Origin of the sequence: Sporosarcina sp. FSL K6-3508 (assembly GCF_038615825.1) — a bacterium.
GTDB lineage: Bacteria > Bacillota > Bacilli > Bacillales_A > Planococcaceae > Sporosarcina > Sporosarcina newyorkensis.
Map to the genome: position 1 here is coordinate 1,206,401 of NZ_CP152016.1, position 20,673 is coordinate 1,227,073.

At 43.5% G+C, this 20,673-nt stretch carries 21 protein-coding genes; all 21 read left to right on the plus strand.

Features of this window, described 5'->3' with window-relative positions; all coding sequences use genetic code 11:
- The first annotated feature begins 34 nt into the window (after positions 1–34).
- Positions 35–367, plus strand: coding sequence for a putative DNA-binding protein (locus MKX97_RS05570; protein WP_078817768.1), 333 nt, complete (start codon positions 35–37; stop codon positions 365–367).
- Positions 368–379: 12 nt separating this feature from the next.
- On the plus strand, positions 380–1,735 hold the full coding sequence (gene ffh, locus MKX97_RS05575; RefSeq protein WP_342537153.1) for a signal recognition particle protein: 1,356 nt from the start codon (positions 380–382) through the stop codon (positions 1,733–1,735).
- 91 nt (positions 1,736–1,826) lie between these two features.
- Positions 1,827–2,099 carry a 30S ribosomal protein S16 gene (rpsP, locus tag MKX97_RS05580; RefSeq protein ID WP_040758254.1) on the plus strand — a complete coding sequence of 91 codons (273 nt, stop codon included), beginning with the start codon at positions 1,827–1,829 and terminating at the stop codon, positions 2,097–2,099.
- A 15-nt stretch (positions 2,100–2,114) separates the two neighbouring features.
- Positions 2,115–2,348: a KH domain-containing protein gene (locus tag MKX97_RS05585; protein WP_009765535.1), complete on the plus strand. Its 234-nt coding sequence runs from the start codon at positions 2,115–2,117 to the stop codon at positions 2,346–2,348.
- A 588-nt stretch (positions 2,349–2,936) separates the two neighbouring features.
- Entirely contained in the window at positions 2,937–3,452 is a 516-nt protein-coding gene (gene rimM / locus MKX97_RS05590) for a ribosome maturation factor RimM (protein WP_342537155.1), read from the plus strand.
- Positions 3,452–4,189 (plus strand): tRNA (guanosine(37)-N1)-methyltransferase TrmD, encoded by a 738-nt coding sequence (gene trmD / locus MKX97_RS05595; protein ID WP_078817866.1) that lies wholly within the window; start codon positions 3,452–3,454, stop codon positions 4,187–4,189. Before rimM ends, trmD begins: the two co-directional genes overlap by 1 nt.
- A gap of 128 nt (positions 4,190–4,317) precedes the next feature.
- A complete protein-coding gene (gene rplS, locus MKX97_RS05600) occupies positions 4,318–4,662 on the plus strand; it encodes a 50S ribosomal protein L19 (RefSeq protein WP_040758253.1) in 345 nt (114 codons plus the stop codon).
- 108 nt (positions 4,663–4,770) lie between these two features.
- The gene (gene lepB, locus MKX97_RS05605) at positions 4,771–5,334 is read left to right on the plus strand and encodes a signal peptidase I (protein WP_078817765.1); all 564 of its coding nucleotides are present in this window, start codon (positions 4,771–4,773) and stop codon (positions 5,332–5,334) included.
- A gap of 18 nt (positions 5,335–5,352) precedes the next feature.
- Positions 5,353–6,204, plus strand: a complete 852-nt coding sequence (gene ylqF / locus MKX97_RS05610) for a ribosome biogenesis GTPase YlqF (RefSeq protein WP_078817764.1) — start codon at positions 5,353–5,355, stop codon at positions 6,202–6,204.
- 410 nt (positions 6,205–6,614) lie between these two features.
- Positions 6,615–7,388, plus strand: a complete 774-nt coding sequence (locus tag MKX97_RS05615) for a ribonuclease HII (RefSeq protein WP_078817865.1) — start codon at positions 6,615–6,617, stop codon at positions 7,386–7,388.
- A complete protein-coding gene (locus tag MKX97_RS05620) occupies positions 7,385–9,442 on the plus strand; it encodes a hypothetical protein (protein WP_342537156.1) in 2,058 nt (685 codons plus the stop codon). The genes MKX97_RS05615 and MKX97_RS05620 overlap by 4 nt, the downstream gene beginning before the upstream one ends.
- The gene (locus MKX97_RS05625; RefSeq protein WP_078817762.1) at positions 9,439–9,726 is read left to right on the plus strand and encodes an EscU/YscU/HrcU family type III secretion system export apparatus switch protein; all 288 of its coding nucleotides are present in this window, start codon (positions 9,439–9,441) and stop codon (positions 9,724–9,726) included. The genes MKX97_RS05620 and MKX97_RS05625 overlap by 4 nt, the downstream gene beginning before the upstream one ends.
- Before the next feature lie 114 nt (positions 9,727–9,840).
- A complete protein-coding gene (gene sucC, locus MKX97_RS05630; RefSeq protein ID WP_078817761.1) occupies positions 9,841–11,001 on the plus strand; it encodes an ADP-forming succinate--CoA ligase subunit beta in 1,161 nt (386 codons plus the stop codon).
- An 18-nt stretch (positions 11,002–11,019) separates the two neighbouring features.
- A complete protein-coding gene (gene sucD / locus MKX97_RS05635) occupies positions 11,020–11,922 on the plus strand; it encodes a succinate--CoA ligase subunit alpha (protein ID WP_078817760.1) in 903 nt (300 codons plus the stop codon).
- Positions 11,923–11,995: 73 nt separating this feature from the next.
- Positions 11,996–12,874 carry a DNA-processing protein DprA gene (gene dprA, locus MKX97_RS05640; protein ID WP_221836117.1) on the plus strand — a complete coding sequence of 293 codons (879 nt, stop codon included), beginning with the start codon at positions 11,996–11,998 and terminating at the stop codon, positions 12,872–12,874.
- A 125-nt stretch (positions 12,875–12,999) separates the two neighbouring features.
- Entirely contained in the window at positions 13,000–15,075 is a 2,076-nt protein-coding gene (topA, locus tag MKX97_RS05645; RefSeq protein ID WP_078817758.1) for a type I DNA topoisomerase, read from the plus strand.
- Positions 15,076–15,112: 37 nt separating this feature from the next.
- The gene (gene trmFO, locus MKX97_RS05650) at positions 15,113–16,423 is read left to right on the plus strand and encodes an FADH(2)-oxidizing methylenetetrahydrofolate--tRNA-(uracil(54)-C(5))-methyltransferase TrmFO (protein ID WP_342537157.1); all 1,311 of its coding nucleotides are present in this window, start codon (positions 15,113–15,115) and stop codon (positions 16,421–16,423) included.
- Positions 16,424–16,758: 335 nt separating this feature from the next.
- Positions 16,759–17,658 carry a tyrosine recombinase XerC gene (gene xerC / locus MKX97_RS05655; RefSeq protein WP_078817757.1) on the plus strand — a complete coding sequence of 300 codons (900 nt, stop codon included), beginning with the start codon at positions 16,759–16,761 and terminating at the stop codon, positions 17,656–17,658.
- An 11-nt stretch (positions 17,659–17,669) separates the two neighbouring features.
- On the plus strand, positions 17,670–18,206 hold the full coding sequence (hslV, locus tag MKX97_RS05660) for an ATP-dependent protease subunit HslV (protein WP_078817756.1): 537 nt from the start codon (positions 17,670–17,672) through the stop codon (positions 18,204–18,206).
- Positions 18,207–18,212: 6 nt separating this feature from the next.
- Entirely contained in the window at positions 18,213–19,604 is a 1,392-nt protein-coding gene (hslU, locus tag MKX97_RS05665; protein ID WP_078817864.1) for an ATP-dependent protease ATPase subunit HslU, read from the plus strand.
- A gap of 86 nt (positions 19,605–19,690) precedes the next feature.
- Positions 19,691–20,467, plus strand: a complete 777-nt coding sequence (gene codY / locus MKX97_RS05670; RefSeq protein WP_078817755.1) for a GTP-sensing pleiotropic transcriptional regulator CodY — start codon at positions 19,691–19,693, stop codon at positions 20,465–20,467.
- Positions 20,468–20,673: the final 206 nt, after the last annotated feature.

Sequence of the window (20,673 nt, forward strand, 5' to 3'; positions counted from 1 at the left end):
TAGTATGAAAAGGTGAGGAAAAGGGGTTGGCGTCATGCTTGAAAAAACGACAAGAGTGAACTTCCTCTTTGATTTTTATCAATCATTATTAACGGATAAACAGCGATCATATATGCAATTATATTATTTGGATGATCTTTCTCTCGGTGAAATCGCTGAACAATATGGCGTGTCGAGACAAGCGGTGTATGATAATGTGAGAAGAACGGAAGCTATGCTGGAAGATTATGAGGAAAAGCTCAATCTATTCGAGAAGCATGAGAGGCGTCTTGAAGTCGTTGAGCAATTACAGCAAATTATCCCGGCAGACGATTCCTCTTCCACCAAAGTTCTTGAGCTATTACATACCTTGAAAGATTTTGATTAGGGGGGATTGTCTATGGCATTTGAAGGTTTAGCCGAACGCCTGCAAGGAACGCTGAATAAGATTACAGGCAAAGGGAAAATCAATGAAGCTGATGTCAAAGAAATGATGCGTGAAGTACGTTTTGCATTGATTGAAGCGGACGTTAACTTGAAAGTCGTAAAAAGTTTTGTCAAAACGGTCAGCGAACGCGCAGTCGGTCAGGATGTCATGAAGAGCTTGACGCCTGGACAGCAAGTTGTAAAGATCGTTAAAGATGAATTGACGAACTTGATGGGTGGAGAACAAAATCCAATTCAGTTTGCCCGGAAATTACCAACGGTCATTATGATGGTCGGATTACAGGGTGCGGGTAAAACAACGACGACAGGGAAATTGGCAACCGTACTACGCAAGAAACACAATAAAAATCCATTGCTGGTTGCAGCGGATATCTATCGTCCAGCGGCGATCCAACAACTTGAAACGTTAGGAAAGCAAATTTCGGTTCCTGTGTTTTCTATGGGGACGGATCAGTCCCCTGTTGAAATTGCTCGCCGGGCGATGGAAGAAGCGGAAAAAGAGCATAATGATGTCGTCATCATCGATACAGCCGGCCGCTTACATGTGGATGAAGCGTTGATGCAAGAACTAAAAGACATTCGTGAATTGACGAAACCGGATGAAGTATTCTTAGTTGTCGATGCAATGACAGGTCAAGATGCGGTCAACGTAGCGAAAAGCTTCGACGAAATGATCGGCATCACGGGTGTCGTCCTAACAAAACTAGATGGCGATACACGAGGCGGGGCGGCTTTATCCATTCGTACCGTTACCGAAAAGCCGATCAAATTTGTCGGTATGGGCGAGAAAATGGATGCGCTCGAATCATTCCACCCAGAGCGTATGGCTTCAAGGATACTCGGCATGGGCGACGTCATGTCGTTAATCGAGAAAGCACAAGAAAATGTGGACGAAGAGAAGGCAAAAGAGCTGGAACAAAAACTTCGCACACAAAGCTTTACGCTGGATGATTTCCTTGATCAGCTACAGCAAGTGAAAAAAATGGGGCCGCTCGATGAAATTTTGAAAATGATGCCTGGTGCCAATAAAATCAAAGGGCTCGACAACGCAAAAGTAGATGAGGGCCAAATGGGGCGTGTGGAAGCCGTCATTTATTCGATGACGCTTGCTGAACGCGAAAGTCCGGATATCATCAATGCGAGCCGAAAGAAACGAATCGCAGTCGGATCCGGTACGTCGATTCAAGAAGTCAATCGCTTACTGAAGCAATTTGAAGAAATGAAGAAAATGGTCAAGCAGATGACCAATATGCAACAAAAGGGTAAAAAGAAGGGCAAAATGCCTGGTTTTGATTCGTTTTTCAAATAATATAACAGGTGTTAAGAAAAAACACTTTACAAACAAACGAAACCTTGATAATATACTATCTTGTGTGAAACTATTCGGAGGTGTAGATAAAATGGCAGTTAAAATTCGTCTAAAACGTATGGGAGCTAAGAAATCTCCTTTTTATCGTATTGTAGTAGCTGATGCACGTGCACCACGTGACGGCCGTCAAATCGAAACAGTGGGTACATACAATCCACTTACTAAGCCAGCAACAGTCAATATCAATGAAGAATTGGCTTTGAAATGGCTTCAAGATGGCGCAAAGCCATCTGATACTGTGCGTAACTTGTTCTCAGAACAAGGCATCATGGAAAAATTCCATAACGCTAAATACAGCAAGTAATTTGGAGGGGTGGACATGAAGCAGCTGATTGAAACAATTGTAAAGCCGTTAGTCGATTACCCGGATGACGTGAAGGTGGTAGCAGATGAACAGTCACAACGTGTTGTTTATCAGTTATCAGTGAATGCGGAGGATATGGGAAAAGTGATCGGAAAGCAAGGTCGTGTGGCAAAAGCGATCCGTACGATTGTTTATTCAGCAGCAGGCAGCCACCACGGCAAAAAAGTGTATTTGGATATTTTGGATTGATCCAAAAGGAAGGAGCCCCGGTTCCTTCCTTTTTTGCACGTATAAATGTTTTTTTGTATGAGGAAAATGAGTCAAGAGGACGTTGGCTTATGGTCCGGGGATTTACGCTCCAGACGGGGACGCTTTCCGGAGGGTGTGGCTTGAGCCGCTTCCCTCGCTCCGCTCAGTCCAGGGTCTCAAGACTCGCGCTGATCCTCCCGGAGTCGCCCCGTCTTCCGCGCAAATCCCTAGATAGTGAACTGTAGAACAAATAGACTTATCTATATACGGTAAGTGTACTCGAATCCTGAGAAAAAGAAGGCCATTCTTTCTGAGATGTTACTTCTTGCACTTATATTTCTCTCTGAATGGAGTTTCAATTTACTAATGCTAGGAAAATACGCTAGTTGATCGGAGTGGAAGGCGGCGACTCCAGCGGGATTAGCGTGACAGGTGAGACCCCGCAGGAGCGAAGCGACGAGGAGGCTCACCGCACGCCCCGCGGAAAGCGTCCGCCTGGAACGCAGATCAACGGTATATTACCCACTCACCCTAATCTTTTTGAGCGTGCTGATTAGCGTGTAAATTATAAATAACGGAGGCGAAGTAATGGAATGGTTTAATGTAGGTAAGATTGTGAATACGCATGGTATTAAAGGGGAAGTTCGTGTTATGTCTACAACGGATTTTCCGGATGAGCGCTATGCAATTGGCAGTGAGCTTGCGATCTTTTTGCCTAAGAGCAAGACTCCGATTTACGTCACTGTGGCAAGTCATCGTAAGCACAAAAACTTCAACCTTTTAACATTTGAAGGCTATCCGACGATCAATGACGTGGAAAAACTGCGTGACGGCATCGTCAAAGTATCGGAGAAAGAACTGACCGAGCTGGAAGAGAATGAATTTTACTACCATGAAATCATCGGCTGCCGTGTCATCACTGAAACAGGGGAAGACATCGGAAAAGTCACTGAAATTATCGAGACGGGTGCCAATGACGTCTGGACAGTTACACCGACAGAAGGAAAACCACATTACATCCCCTATATAGAAGACGTTGTAAAAGACATCGACATTGAAGAACAGGTTATCACCATTGAATTGATGGAAGGTCTGCTCTCATGATGCAAATCGATGTACTGTCGCTGTTCCCTGAAATGTTCGAAGGCGTCCTTCATTCATCGATCATGAAAAAGGCGCAGGATCAACAAGCCGCATCTTTTCGCGTCACAGACTTTCGTGACTACTCAACGAATAAACATAGAAAAGTGGATGACTATCCGTATGGCGGTGGTGCAGGGATGGTATTGAAGCCGGAACCGCTGTTTGCCGCCGTCGAATCATTGACAAGCACCAGTGAAAGTAAGCCGCGTGTAATTTTGATGTGTCCTCAAGGAGAGCGCTTCACACAGAAGAAAGCGGAAGAACTCGCACAGGAGCAGCATTTGATTTTCATCTGCGGCCACTATGAAGGATATGATGAACGGATCCGTGAGCATTTGGTGACCGATGAACTTTCCCTTGGCGACTTCGTCTTGACCGGAGGAGAAGTGGCTTCAATGGCGATGATCGACAGCGTGGTTCGCTTATTACCTGATGTGCTCGGCAATGATCAATCGGCTGTCCACGACTCCTTCTCCACTGGCATGCTGGAACATCCACAGTATACACGCCCTGCCTCTTTCAACGGCCTCGACGTGCCGGCTGTACTGTTATCAGGGAATCATGCCGAAATCGATAAGTGGCGAGAAGAGCAAGCATTTCAGCGTACGGCAGAGCGGCGTCCGGAGTTGTTGGAAGAAGCCCCGCTGACCGAACATCAGCAAAAACTTTATCAGCAATGGAAACGAAAAATAGACTGAAATTGCTTGATTGAACAGAAAGCTTATGATATGATTTGTGAAGCGCTTTTTAAAAAAGTGCCTATTTACTGACGTTCCGCTGCAAATGTAAGGCGTGCAAGAACTTCAGAAAAGAAGGAGAGAAAATCATGCAAAAACTAATTGCAGACATTACAAAAGATCAGTTACGTACTGAACACCCTGATTTCCGTCCTGGAGATACACTACGTTTACACGTAAAGATCATTGAGGGTACTCGTGAGCGTATCCAGTTATTCGAAGGTGTTGTAATCAAACGCCGCGGTGGTGGAATCAGTGAAACATTTACTGTCCGTAAAATTTCAAACGGTGTTGGAGTGGAGCGTACATTCCCTGTACACACACCAAAACTTGCTAAGATCGAAGTAACTCGTCGCGGTAAAGTTCGTCGTGCTAAGTTGTACTACCTACGTAGTCTACGTGGTAAAGCAGCACGTATTAAAGAACTCCGCTAATCAGATAAGCGCAAAACGAAGGAGGCCTTGCATTTGGCCTCCTTTCTTTTTGCGCATAAAGTAATTAGGCGTTACAATAATAGCAGACAAGGGCAGGAGGCTAGATTGATGGAAGAGAAAAAAACGAAAAGTGAAGGGCTGGAATGGATCAAAGCACTCTTAATCGCATTTGGATTGGCTGCAATTATACGAGTCTTTTTATTCACACCGATCGTCGTCGACGGTATTTCCATGATGCCGACACTAGAGCATGGGGATCGAATGATCGTCAATAAAATCGGTTATACCATTGGAGAACCACACCGCTTTGATATCGTCGTATTTCATGCACCTGAACAAAAAGACTATATTAAGCGTGTAATTGGGTTACCAGGAGATACAGTGGAATACAAAGATGACGTTCTTTATATTAATGATAAACCTTATGAAGAACCGTATCTTGATAAATACAAAGCGGAAATTCAAGATGGCACGTTGACTGAAGATTTCACGCTGCAAGACATACCGCAAATCCAGGCGAGTGTTGTGCCGGAAGACCATGTGTTTGTTATGGGAGACAATCGTCGAAAAAGTAAAGATTCCAGACATATCGGTCCGGTTGCGATAGATGAAATCATTGGCAGCACTAGCGTAATATTTTGGCCGATCAAAGATTTCGGTTTTGTGAAATAAAGAAAGGAGACGATTCGAATGACTATTCAATGGTTTCCAGGCCATATGGCAAAAGCAAGACGGGAAGTATCTGAGAAGCTTAAACTCGTCGATATCGTATTTGAATTAATAGATGCAAGACTGCCGCTGTCTTCACGTAATCCGATGATCGACGAAGTGATTCAGCAAAAGCCGCGGCTGCTGATTTTAAATAAAATGGATTTAGCAGATGAAGTGCAGACGAAGCGCTGGATTGCTTATTTTGAAGAGCGTGGCTTTCGAACAGTGGCGATCAATTCATTTGAAGGCAAAGGTCTGCAAACTGTCACGAAGGCAGCAAAAGAAATCCTTCAGCCGAAATTTGACCGAATGAAGCAAAGAGGAATCCGTCCAGGTGCCATACGTGCGATGATTGTCGGTATACCAAACGTAGGGAAGTCGACACTGATCAATCGATTAGCTAAGAAAAACATTGCGAAAACAGGAAATAAACCAGGTGTGACGAAAGCGCAGCAATGGATTAAATATGGCAAAGAGCTGGAGTTATTAGATACTCCAGGTGTGCTTTGGCCAAAATTTGAAGACCCTGAAGTTGGTTTCAAGCTGGCATTGACAGGCGCGATCAAAGATTCTGTTCTGAACATGGAAGAACTGGCTGTCTATGGTCTTCGATTTTTATCGGAACATTATCCGGAACGACTGGAAGCACGTTATCAACTGACTACGATTGGCGAAGATATTTTAGCGATCTTCGATCAAATTGGAGAGCGGCGGAAAGTTTACAGCGCAGGTGCAGAAATTGATTACGATAAAGTGGCAGATTTAATTGTTCAAGATATACGTGATCAGCAAGTGGGTAAGCTAACGTTTGATTTTCCGGAAGAATCATAACAAATTAGAGCAACTGTTTGGGACGTCATTTCCCGGCAGTTGCTTTTTTATTCGAAAAATTGATTATTAAACCGATATAATACATAGATAAGAATTTTGTTATTTATGTTGAATTTAAGTTTTTACATGAGTTTGTTCAAAAATGGACACTTAGTTGATTGGAGTGGAAGGCGGCGAAGGGCAAAGATGTGCTCCCAACGCTTCGCTTATGCTCGCAAAAACCGTTCTACGTTACGGCTTTTCCTGCGGGAGATAGCGCGAATGGCGAGACCCCGCAGGAGCGAAGTGACGAGGAGGCTTGCCCGCGCCCCGCGGAAAGCGTCCGCCTGGAATGGAAATTAACAGGTTCTACGCTTTACTTTGAGTGTAAGTTATTTATTTCAGTTTATATGGATGGACAGGTGAAGAAATTGACAACGATTCAGCAAATAAAAAACCAATTGCAAGACTTAGAAGAACCGAATGAGTGGCTGGATGAACTTCGAACGGATGAACGAAAAGGTGTGCAGCTCGCGATTAAACAATGGAAAAAACGATATGAGAAAAGACAGCAATTGATCAACGACTTCTTACAGAAGAAAGCATTTGATGATGCATATAAAACGACAAGAATTTCACTTATTGCAGGAATTGATGAAGCTGGAAGGGGTCCATTAGCCGGACCGGTCGTCACGGCAGCTGTAATCCTGCCTGAAGAGAGTTCTGTTCTACTAGGTGTAGATGACTCGAAGAAAATTTCGAAAGTCGAGAGGCAGCGATTTGCACAGCTGATCAAAGAACAGGCGGTAGCATACTCAATTCACGTACAGTCGGCAACGGTTATTGATGAACTGAATATTTACCAAGCAACGAAGCAGTCAATGGAAGCAGCAGTCAATCAGCTATCTGTAAAACCGCACACGGTTATTGCGGATGCTATGAACTTGATGCTTGACTGTCCTGCGTATTCCATCGTTAAAGGTGACGAAAAGAGTCTGTCTATCGCAGCGGCTTCCATCTTGGCTAAAACGACGCGGGATGATCTAATGACGGAGTTACATGAACAGTTTCCTTGGTACGGCTTTGATGAGAATGCTGGCTATGGAACGGCAAAACACTTGCAAGGACTGGAAACGCATGGATTTACTGCGCAACATCGAAAATCATTCGAACCAATCAAAACGATGTGGAGGAATCGCCAATGAATATGAATCCATTATCCATTTCGTCCGTCAAAGTTGCTTCCGCAGATTCCCAACCGCTGACTTTAAGAGAAGGCCAGATGATCCATGGAAAAGTGCAACAATTATTTCCAGGGCAGATGGCGCAAGTCCAGGTAGGGAATCAGCAGTTGTACGCAAAATTGGAAGTGCCAATGCAAGCGGGCGATACGTATTATTTCAAAGTTAATGGGACAGAGCCGGAAATACAGTTGCAAGTGATCGCGGGACCTATGCGCGGATCGGAAGGTCTAACAGGGCAATTGGCACAACTGACGGAGTCGCTGAATTTACCGAAGACGGCAGAAATGAAAGAATTACTTGCTGCAGTTATCAAACAAAAGTTCCCGATGACGAAAGAAAATTTATTGGACGCTGCCAATTTACTCAAAAATGTGCCAGACGGGATGAAAGAGCAGGCACTCGCAACCCTTGGAAAAATGGCCAACATGCGTCTTCCTTTCACGCCTGCTGTATTTCAATCGCTGATGCAAGCGCAGACAGGCACGATCACTCAAAGTCTTACTTCACTACAAAGCGCGTTACAGACTGAACAGAATCTTGCACCCGCTATACGTGAACAAATACTTAATGCATTGCAGGCGTTAGCCAATCCTGCAAGCCAATCCGTCGGCAAAGAGTTACTCGGTCAGACGATAACACAATTATTGAATCCTCAAACGAGTAAAGGAGACCGTTTTGCTGCTCTGCAACTATTGAAAACGGCGGGCATCCTTCCTGCTCAGACGTCACTCGCCAATCTGCCGCAAGCAGTAGCCCAATTGATGACACAATCAAGTGACGCAAAGGCTCCAGCTCCGCAGCAACCGCAGATTGCAACAAATCAGGCTGCTGGAAGCCTTGTAGCGTCCGGCAAAGTAAACGGAAGTGTTCGGGTCCAGGTAGATGGTACAGCGCCGTCAACAAGCTCTAGCGCAGCCACACAAATCGACCAAAGAGTCAATATGGACAGCCAAGCGGCTACATTAAAAGCTGTGCAGGCATTACTCAGTAAGTTGAGCCAAACACCAGCGGCTGAGCAACAAACAGCAAAAACAATTATTCAAAATCTAGCTCAGCAAATCAACACAAATCCTATCCTTCCTGAATCAGCAAAAGTTGCTTTACAGACCGTCATCAATCAAATCTCGCAACAGCCGGTAATGAATGACAGTGTCAAAGCGGCTTTCATTGAACAATTCAGCCAAACGTTCTTGCAACAAGTCAGCGGGTTGTCGTCTGTTAATTCGGTTGCACCACGAGATGTACAGCAAGCTTTGATGGCACTCGTATCGATCCCACCTGATCAAGCGGATGAGACATTACGAATGCTTATCCAAAATGCGGAAAGATCCGGCAACACACAACTGAAACAACTGGTCCAAACAGCAGAAATGCAAGTGTCCCAAGCAATGAACGGCCCAGTTATGAAAGAAGCGATACAAAGTGTATTAAGTACGTTAGGTTTCAATTATGAAGCTTTACTGAACGGAAAAGAACCGAATTTAGCGAATCTGGCCAATACATTAAAACCCCAGCTACTGACTCTGCTGCAAGATCCCTCTCTGTCTCCGCCGTTGCGTGAGGCTGCAGAAACGATGGTTTTGCGGATGAATGGAACGATCATCCAGACAGCGGAGACGAGCGTCCAGCAACAGTTGATCATGCAAGTGCCGCTAGAATTATTCGGAAAAAAGATCGATGCCACACTGCAGTGGAATGGCCGCATGAAAGAGAATGGTCAGATTGATCCAGCTTTTGCGAGAATTTTATTTTATTTGGAATTAGAAGCTTTATCAACGACGTTAGTAGATATGCATGTACAGAATAAAGTGGTGAATCTCACTATTTTTAATGAGCAAGAGTCATTGCGTACGACCGGATTGACATTCCAAACCATGTTGAAAGACGGTTTGGAACAAGTGGGCTATAAACTTTCAGGTGTATCATTTAAACCATTTACTGAAACACCACAATCAGTGAAAAAACCAGTTGGCTCCTTGTATACTGATGAAGGAGGAGTGGATTATCGGATATGAAAGAAGAGCGCTATGTAAGGAAAGAAGCGGTTGCACTTTCTTATGACCCCGAAGTATCAGACGCGCCAAAGGTCATTGCAAAAGGAAAAGGGATGATTGCGGAAAATATTCTTGAAAAAGCTAAAGAGCACGATGTTCCGGTTCAGGAAGATCCCAGTTTGCTAGAATTACTCGGACAATTAAATGTCAATGAAACGATTCCGGAAGAACTTTATCAGGCGGTATCGGAAGTGTTTGCCTATATTTATCGTTTAGACCGCGAAAAAGGTAGTAGGAATAGTTGAAAAATAGAGACTTTCACTTCACAATAGTCATTCTTGGACAAAATGTGACGGTTTGTTTACAATAATAAAGTAATTGAACTTCAAGTAATTGCAAATCGAATGGAGGCAGTACTTATGAACATCCATGAATACCAAGGGAAGCAGCTATTGAGAGAGTACGGTGTTGCTGTTTCGAAGGGCCGTGTTGCATTTTCGCCAAAAGAAGCAATGACTGTAGCGAAAGAAATCGGAACTGAGCCTATTGTGGTAAAAGCACAAATCCATGCGGGTGGACGTGGGAAAGCTGGCGGAGTTAAAATCGTCAAAACTCCTGATGAAGTCCGTGCAGTAGCAGCCGAATTAATCGGAAAACAGCTTGTTACACACCAAACAGGTCCTGAAGGACAAGAAGTAAAACGACTTCTTGTCGAAGAAGGAATCGACATCGAAAAAGAATTTTATATCGGTCTAGTCGTGGACCGCGCAACAGATCGCGTTACGTTAATGGGATCTGCTGAAGGCGGCGTGGAAATTGAAGATGTGGCTGAGAAGAATCCTGAAAAAATCTTCTATGAAGTCATTGATCCGGTAGTAGGATTGGCTCCTTTCCAAGCACGTCGAATGGCGTTCAATATGGAAATTCCAAGCGGACTGATCAATAAAGCAGTCAGCCTATTTTTAGGTCTATATAAAGTATTCAGTGAAAAAGACGCATCAATTGTCGAAATTAATCCACTTGTCGTAACGAAAGATCAGCGAGTACTGGCTTTGGATGCTAAATTCAATTTTGACGATAACGCAACATTCCGCCATAAAGATATTGTCGAATTGCGTGACTTTGACGAAGAAGATCCAAAAGAAATCGAAGCATCTAAACTGGACTTAAGCTATATTTCTTTAGATGGGAATATCGGCTGTATGGTTAATGGTGCGGGTCTTGCAATGGCAACAATGGATACGATTCACTATTATGGCGGCGAACCCGCTAACTTCCTTGACGTTGGGGGCGGCGCGAAGAAAGAAAAAGTCGCTGGTGCGTTCAAAATCATTTTATCCGATCCGAACGTAAAAGGCATTTTCGTCAATATTTTCGGTGGAATCATGAAATGTGACGTCATCGCTGAAGGTGTTATTGAAGCAGCGAAAGAAGTAGAACTTCAAGTACCACTTGTTGTACGTCTAGAAGGAACGAATGTTGAACGCGGGAAAGCTTTGCTTGAAGAGTCCGGTATTAATATTGTAGCTGCGGATTCAATGGCTGAAGGCGCGAAAAAAATCGTTGAGTTGATAGGATAAGAAAGGCAGGTACAAAGCATGAGTATTTATGTAGATAAAGACACCAAAGTAATTGTACAAGGAATTACAGGTTCCACTGCCCTGTTCCATACGCAGCAAATGTTGGAATATGGTACAAAAATCGTCGGCGGCGTAACACCTGGAAAAGGCGGCCAAACAGTTGAAGGAGTACCGGTCTTCGATACAGTTGAAGAGGCTGTGAAAGCTACGGGCGCAACTGTTTCCATCATTTACGTACCTGCGCCGTATGCAGCAGACGCGATCATGGAAGCGGTCGATGCAGAAATGGCTATGACGATCTGTATTACAGAGCATATCCCAGTACTCGACATGATCAAAGTGAAGCGTTATATGGAAGGCAAAGAGACTCGTCTTATCGGTCCAAACTGCCCGGGTGTTATCACGGCAGATGAAACGAAGATCGGTATTATGCCAGGCTATATTCATACAAAAGGCCATGTAGGTGTAGTATCACGTTCTGGTACACTGACTTATGAAGCGGTACACCAATTGACACAAGAAGGAATCGGCCAAACAACTGCTGTTGGGATCGGCGGAGACCCTGTTAACGGTACGAATTTCATCGATGTACTGAAGGAATTTAATGAAGACCCTGAAACGTATGCAGTCGTTATGATCGGTGAAATCGGCGGAACAGCTGAAGAAGAAGCTGCTGCTTGGGTTAAAGAGCATATGACAAAGCCGGTTGTAGGATTCATCGGCGGTCAGACTGCACCTCCAGGAAAGCGTATGGGCCACGCAGGCGCCATTATTTCGGGCGGTAAAGGAACAGCTGCAGAAAAGATCAAAGCTTTAGAAGCAGCGGATATACAAGTGGCAGAAACGCCATCTGTCATCGGCGAAACGCTTATTAAAGTTCTAAAAGAAAAAGGTCTGTACGAAAAATGTAAAACGAAGTAAACTAGAGGGTGTAGCGATAATGCTGCACCCTTTTTTCGTGCTTTGCTTGTAGTGTCGATTAAAGGAGCTATCGATGCAATTTACTGAACAACAAAAACAATTAATAAACCTTCATTATATTCATCCCGTACCGTATAATAAATTTCAGTTATTAGTGCAGGAAAATTCGTTCTTAGACAGAATGGAAGCGTATTCAAGTGATTATTTGAAACAACTTCTAGGCCTTTCAGAAGAGAAAGCTGTACGATTTAAAGAACAATATATGGAAGTTTCCAAGCTTCCTCTTATCGATTTATTACAGCAAATCAATTGCACCCCCATCCCTTATTTCCATCCGGATTATCCCGAAGAATTAAAGCAGTTATGCGATCCACCGGCGGTATTGTATGTTAAGGGAAATCAATCTTTGCTAAAAAAACGGCTGCGTGTGGGAATTATTGGTTCCCGAAAAGCGACGGTGTATTCTAAGAAAGCGCTCGATTTCATTGTACCGCCTTTAGTTGATCAAAAGATACCGATCGTCTCAGGTTTGGCAGCGGGCGCGGACACTATGGCCCATCAAGCAGCTATGCATTTTGGCGGAGATACAATTGGCGTATTAGGTCATGGATTTTCGTATATGTACCCCAAGAAAAATGAACGAATTGCGCAGGAGATGGCTGAGAATCATCTATTAGTAACGGAATATCCACCGTATATCCCACCCGCTAAATGGACATTTCCAATGCGCAATCGAATTATTAGCGGGCTGTCGAGTGCCATCGTCATTACAGAATCTGTAGAGAGAAGTGGAACGATGAGTACAGTGGAGCATGCGCTGGATCACGGAAAAGAAATTTTCGCAGTGCCGGGTGCTATCGATTCGCCTTTATCCGCCGGTCCGAATAAGTTGTTAGATGAAGGCGCCAAGCCATTATGGAGCGGCTTTCAGATTATCGATTTATTACAGTAATTTGCCAGTGTACCTGTTCGTAAAATGTTTAAAAGGTTGCATTATCCGAGAAACTGTTATACATTTTGCAACAGATATTCTTTTGATGAATAAATATAAAAAAATCTCTCTGAGGAGGGAAATGTATGGCAGATTACTTAGTAATTGTAGAATCACCTGCTAAAGCGAAAACCATTGAGCGCTACTTGGGGAAGAAATATAAAGTCAGTGCATCACTTGGACATTTACGTGATCTACCCCGCAGTCAAATGGGTGTAGATACCGAAAATAATTATGAACCGAAGTATATTACAATCCGAGGAAAAGGACCGATACTTCAAGAATTAAAAAAAGAAGCAAAAAAAGCGAAAAAAATCTTTCTCGCGGCTGACCCGGATCGCGAAGGGGAAGCAATTGCTTGGCATTTATCCCATCAACTTGGCGTGGATATCGAATCCGATTGCCGCGTTGTATTCAACGAAATAACGAAAGATGCGATTAAAGATTCATTTAAGCATCCGCGTCCGATCAATATGAATCTAGTCGACGCACAGCAAGCGCGACGTATTCTGGACAGACTAGTCGGTTACAACATCAGTCCGATCCTCTGGAAAAAAGTAAAAAAAGGATTATCGGCTGGACGCGTTCAATCTGTCGCATTGCGCTTGATCATCGACCGTGAAAATGAAATCAATGCGTTTGAGCCGGAAGAGTACTGGAGCATTACAGCTCAATTTACTAAAGGCAAAAAGACATTTGAAGCTGCATTCTACGGGGATGCGAATGAGAAAGTGAAGCTGACGAATCAAGAGCAAGTCGAAAAAATCGTCAATTCACTTCAAACGGACGAATTTGAAGTATCCAAAGTAGTGAAAAAAGAGCGGAAACGTAATCCAGCATTGCCGTTCACTACGTCATCCCTTCAGCAAGAAGCTGCGCGTAAACTAAACTTCCGTGCGAAGAAAACGATGATGCTCGCTCAGCAACTATATGAAGGAATTGCGATTGGAAAAGAAGGAACGGTTGGGTTAATCACCTACATGCGTACCGACTCTACAAGAATTTCCGATACGGCGAAAGATGAAGTGAAATCGTATATCCACACCATGTATGGAGAAGAGTTCATTTCTACCAACAGCCGGAAAACAAAAGCCAAAGCGAACACACAGGATGCGCACGAAGCAGTCCGTCCTACTTCCGCAATGCGGCCACCTGAAGCCATGAAAGCGTTTTTATCGAGAGATCAATTGCGTCTGTACAAACTGATTTGGGAACGATTCGTAGCAAGTCAGATGGCGCCTGCTATTTTGGATACAGTAACTGCTGATTTTCTGAATGGTGATATTCGTTTCCGTGCCTCAGGTTCTCAGGTGAAATTTCCTGGTTTCATGAAAGTGTATATTGAAGGCGATGACGATCAACAAGAGGAAAAGGAGAATATTCTTCCGCCGCTTGAAGAAGGGGAGCGTGTCAAATACGAAGAAGTGGATCCTAAACAGCACTTCACGCAGCCTCCGCCAAGATATTCCGAAGCACGCCTAGTGAAGACCTTGGAAGAATTGGGGATAGGCCGTCCTTCCACGTTCGCGCCGACATTGGATACGATCCAAAAACGTGGGTATGTCACATTGGATGCTAAACGTTTCATCCCGACAGAACTAGGCGGGATAGTTCATCAAGCTGTCAATCAATACTTCCCTGACATTATTGATATCGAATTTACAGCCCAGATGGAGCGCAGTCTTGACAATGTCGAAGAAGGCAGTGTCGAGTGGCGAAAAGTCATTGATGAGTTCTATCGTGATTTTGAGAAACACGTAGAAGTTGCAGATGCAGAGATGGAGAAAATCGAGATCAAAGATGAGCCTGCAGGAGAAGATTGCGAGAAATGCGGATCTCCGATGGTATTCAAAATGGGACGATACGGTAAATTCATGGCTTGCTCCAATTTCCCGGATTGCCGAAATACAAAAGCAATTATCAAGCCAATCGGTGTGACTTGCCCTAAGTGTAAGGAAGGCGAAGTGGTCGAACGTAAGAGCAAAACGAAGAGAATATTCTTCGGTTGTGATCAATATCCAGAATGTGATTATGTATCGTGGGATAAGCCGATTTCACGGCCTTGTCCGAAGTGTCAACATACATTGGTAGAAAAACGCCTGAAAAAGGGTGTTCAAATACAATGTACAGAATGTGATTATAAAGAACAGCCACAAAGTTAAATACGCAAGTGAGCAAAACGAGGAAGAGGGATTTGAAATGACGCAAACTGTAAATGTAATCGGTGCAGGCCTGGCTGGAAGTGAGGCTGCCTGGCAACTGGCCAATCGGGGAATCCAAGTAAAATTATTCGAGATGCGTCCGGTCAAGCAGACGCCGGCACACCATACAGATAAATTTGCGGAGCTAGTGTGCAGTAACTCCTTACGGGCGAATAATTTGACCAATGCAGTAGGTGTCATCAAAGAAGAGATGCGACAGATGAATTCATTGATCATTCAAGCGGCAGATCGCTGTGCAGTGCCTGCTGGCGGTGCACTTGCGGTAGACCGTCATGAGTTTGCCGGGAATGTAACGGAGCAGATTCGCAATCATCCGAATATAGAAGTCATTAACGAAGAAGTGACGAAATTACCTGAAGGAATTACAATCATCGCTTCTGGTCCATTGACATCGCCTGCGTTAGCTGAGGAAGTTCGTCAGTTGACGGGGGAAGATTATTTGTACTTCTATGATGCTGCAGCTCCTATTGTTGAAAGTGATTCCATTGATATGGAAAAAGTTTATTTGAAATCCCGCTACGATAAAGGGGAAGCGGCTTACTTGAATTGTCCAATGAATGCTGAAGAGTTTGATCGGTTCTATCAAGCGCTTATCACGGCAGAAGTGGCGCCGTTGAAAGATTTCGAAAAAGAGATGTATTTTGAAGGGTGTATGCCGATTGAAGTTATGGCGAAGCGTGGAGAGAAAACGATGCTTTTCGGTCCATTGAAACCGGTTGGACTGGAAGATCCGAAGACTGGCAAACGACCTAAAGCTGTCATTCAACTCCGGCAAGATAATGCGGCTGGCACATTATATAATATCGTGGGCTTCCAAACGCATCTGAAATGGGGAGCACAAAAAGAAGTGTTGCAGTTAATACCTGGTTTGGAAAATGTTGAAATCGTGCGGTATGGTGTAATGCATCGAAACACCTTCATCAACTCTCCAAAAGTGTTGAGCTGTACGTATCAATTAAAGTCGCGGCCGACAATTTTCTTCGCGGGTCAAATGACAGGTGTAGAAGGTTATGTCGAATCAGCTGGTTCCGGACTCATTGCAGGTATCAATGCCGCTCATTTAGCGAAAGGTGACAAGCCAATTCGTTTCCCAAGGGAAACAGCGCTAGGCAGTATGGCGCGGTATATTACAGAAGCTGATCCAAAAGGCTTCCAACCGATGAATATCAACTTCGGATTGTTTCCTGATTTGGGCGAACGTATCAAATCAAAAGCGGAACGTGCGGAAAAACATGCCAATCGTGCATTGGATGCATTACAGCAATTCAAAGAAACTACGACAATTTAACCCAAACCTTACCCATTCAGTGGGTAAGGTTTTTATATGCTTTAAATTGGGTGGGAAACTAAACCTTGGCAGAAACGTCTGTTAAGAGAGCTAACATAGTTTGACAATCGACTAATTTTGATAAGTATTTTGAACAATATGTGTCAAAACGGATGTTTAGGGGAATAATTGAGGATGAAGTAGTTTTCAAAGTTGCCGAAAAATCCTTGCTATTGTATAGTGTTTGATGGAGAACATTTGGATTAGATTTTAAATTCCAAACTATATACATTCAAGAATTTTTAGAATCTTTCGCAGCACTCTGGATAACTTACTAAAAGTGGCGAGGTGATCCAATGATTCCGGAAATAAAGGACTTGGCGGATGAATATGTATCTTATATTCGTTTGGAGAAAAACTATTCTTCGTACACCGTAGCAGAATACGAAAAAGATCTGCGAGAGTTTTTAGCATTCTTGCATGAAGAACATATCAATGTTTTAGATGATGTGGAATATCCAGTTGCGCGGCTTTATGTCACCCGTTTATATGATCGCTCTTTTGCGAGAACGACAATCTCCAGGAAAATTTCTTCGATTCGCTCTTTCTTCAAGTTTACCAATGCTCGATATGGTATTCAAGACCAGGCTTTCCGATTGCTGTTTCATCCGAAAAAAGAGGAGCGTCTTCCTGCTTTTTTTTATGAACAGGAGCTCGAAAAGCTTTTTGATGTGACGGTGGGAGAAGATTATCGCTCCTTGCGTGATCGTGCATTGTTAGAACTGCTGTATGCGACGGGTATTCGGGTCGGTGAACTCGTGACCATGGAAATGCAGGATGTAGATCATTATTTGGGAATCGTCAAAGTAATGGGGAAGGGACGAAAAGAACGATTCGTCCCCTATGGCAGTTTTGCTGACGATGCTTTGCAGCAATATATGGATAATAGCCGTCCGCAATTGATGAAGCAAAAGAAACACTCTATGCTTTTTGTCAATCTGCGAGGTGATCCATTAACTGATCGGGGGGTCCGTTATATATTAAATGATTTGATGGAACGAGCTTCTTTACATACGAAAATTACACCGCATATGATCCGTCATACATTTGCCACTCATTTACTTGGAGCGGGCGCGGATCTAAGGTCTGTACAGGAACTGCTCGGTCATCGTCATTTATCGTCCACACAAGTGTATACCCATATTACGAATGAACATTTACGCCAAACGTATTTACAAACGCACCCTCGTGCATAGGAGGAGAGACAATGGAATTTCATGCAACAACGATTTTTGCAATTCATCATGATGGCAAGTGTGCCATGTCAGGCGACGGGCAAGTAACAATGGGCAACGCGGTCGTCATGAAACATACAGCAAAGAAAGTGCGCAGATTATTCAATGGTCAAGTTCTTGCAGGCTTTGCTGGATCGGTGGCAGATGCTTTTACGCTGTTTGATCTGTTTGAAGCGAAACTCATGGAGTACGACGGTAATTTGCAAAGGGCATCTGTTGAACTTGCGAAAGAATGGCGGGGAGACCGGATTTTACGTAAGCTGGAAGCGATGTTACTCGTTATGGATAAAAAAACTCTTTTACTCGTCTCTGGTACAGGTGAAGTGATAGAACCGGATGACGGTATTCTGGCAATCGGCTCCGGCGGAAATTATGCGCTGGCGGCGGGAAGAGCTTTAAAGAAATATAGTACAGGTTTAACTGCCGAGGAAATTGCAAAAGCTTCATTAGAGACCGCTGCTGATATATGTGTCTACACGAATCATGAAATCATTGTGGAGGTGCTTTGATTGGTGATGAAACAAGAATTAACGCCAAAAGAGCTCACTGCTTATTTGAACCGTTTTATCGTCGGTCAGGAAAAAGCGAAGAAAGCCGTAGCTGTCGCAATGCGTAATCGCTATCGAAGAATGCAGTTAACAGAGGAAGAACAAGAAGAAGTCATCCCTAAAAACATCCTGATGATCGGTCCTACAGGTGTAGGGAAAACTGAGATTGCACGCCGAATCGCTAAATTAATTCATGCTCCATTTGTCAAAGTGGAAGCGACGAAGTTTACTGAAGTAGGTTATGTAGGGCGCGACGTGGAGTCCATGATTCGTGACTTGACAGAGGTCGGTGTTCGCATGGTCAAGGAGGATTTGCGTGAATCCGTCAAAGAACAAGCGCAGAAGCTTGCGGAAGAGCGCTTAGTGAAACTCCTTGTACCAGAAGCGAAAAAGAAAAATAGCGGACAAAATCCTTTCGAAATGTTCTTCGGTCAAAAAGGACAGCCGGAAGAAGAAAATCCGGAAGAACAAACAGAAATAAGACGTAAACGTTCCGAAATAGCTGAGCTGCTGAAAAATCGTCAAGTAGAGGAACAGATGGTAACTGTTGAGGTCACTGCACAGCAACCGTCGCTATTTGATGCGCTACAAGGTTCAGGGATGGAACAAATGGGTACAGGTATGCAAGACGCTCTTTCTTCTCTCATGCCGAAAAAATCAGTAAAACGCCGTATGAAAGTAAAAGATGCGCGGGTCGTATTAGAGGCGGAAGAAGCGGATAAGTTGATCGATCAAGACGAAGTGGCGCGTAAAGGGATCGAATTAACAGAGCAGGCAGGCATCATCTTCTTGGATGAAATGGATAAAATCGCGAGCAGCAACCAGAAATCTTCAGGCGAAGTGTCTCGAGAAGGTGTCCAGCGCGATATTTTACCTATCGTAGAAGGCTCGACAGTTACAACTAAGTATGGCGCGGTCAAGACAGACTACATTCTATTTATTGCAGCGGGTGCTTTTCATATGTCCAAACCATCGGATATTATCCCGGAATTGCAGGGGAGATTCCCGATTCGCGTAGAACTGGATAAATTGACAAAAGAGGATTTTGAGCGCATACTGCGAGAGCCTGATTTTTCGTTGTTACGACAATACGAGCGATTACTTGCAACCGAAGAAGTTGAAATTGAATTTACGGATAATGCAATCAGCAAACTTGCCGAGATTGCATTTGAAGTAAACAATGAAACAGAAAACATCGGTGCCAGAAGATTACACACGATTTTAGAAAAATTGTTGGAAGATCTGTCGTTCGAAGCAGCTGACATCGGTCCGGCTTCCATTAAGATCACACCTGCTTATGTAGATGAAAAGTTAGAAGGAATTGTTAAAAACAAAGATTTGTCACATTTTATACTTTAATGAAGGCTTAACTGTTTATTTAATGATTAAAAACCTTTAGAATATTCATTAAAGTCAACTGTGAATTTTGAGGAGGAACTTTAGAAATGAGTTTATTAGTAAAGACAAGAAAAATTAATGCAATGTTACAAGAAGGCGCCGGCGGTCCTGTCAACTTTAAAGAGATGGCAGAGGAATTAAGTGACGTCATCGATTGTAACGCGTTTATCGTAAGCCGTAGAGGGAAACTACTTGGCTTAGAGGTACACCATCAAATCGAAAACGATCGGATGAAAAAAATGTTTGAAGATCGTAAATTCCCTGAAGAGTATACAAATAATTTATTTGCTATCCAGGAGACATCTCCAAACCTTGATATTAACAATGAGCACACAGTCTTCCCTGTAGAGAACAAAGACTTGTTCAAAGATGGTTTGACAACGATTGTGCCGATTATCGGTGGCGGTGAGCGTTTAGGGACATTGATCCTGGCTAGATTGAAGGAAGGTTTCACTGAAGACGATCTTATCCTTGCAGAGTACGGCGCGACGGTGGTAGGAATGGAAATCTTGCGTGAAAAGTCTGAAGAGATCGAGCATGAAGCCCGCAGTAAAGCTGTTGTTCAAATGGCGATCAATTCACTTTCATACAGTGAACACGAAGCGATTGAGCATATTTTTAGAGAACTGGACGGCAACGAAGGTTTACTAGTTGCATCTAAAATTGCAGACCGTGTAGGAATTACTCGTTCCGTTATAGTCAATGCACTTCGTAAATTAGAGAGTGCCGGTGTTATTGAATCCCGCTCTTTAGGGATGAAAGGTACGTATATTAAAGTATTGAACGATAAGTTCTTGACGGAATTAGAAAAACATAATTCGTAAAAATAAAGCACTACTTCTCGTTAGGAGTAGTGCTTTTATATGTTCTTTGGCATGCGGAATGTTTTTTTCTTACTATTGCAAAAACATATGAATAATATTTCCTAGGATTTTATATCTATTTACAATTTGTCGTATTTAAGAGATATTTGTCATAAGGAAAAAGACTATGGTAAGTAAGACCGAGCTTCTTAGTAAAGCAAACTACG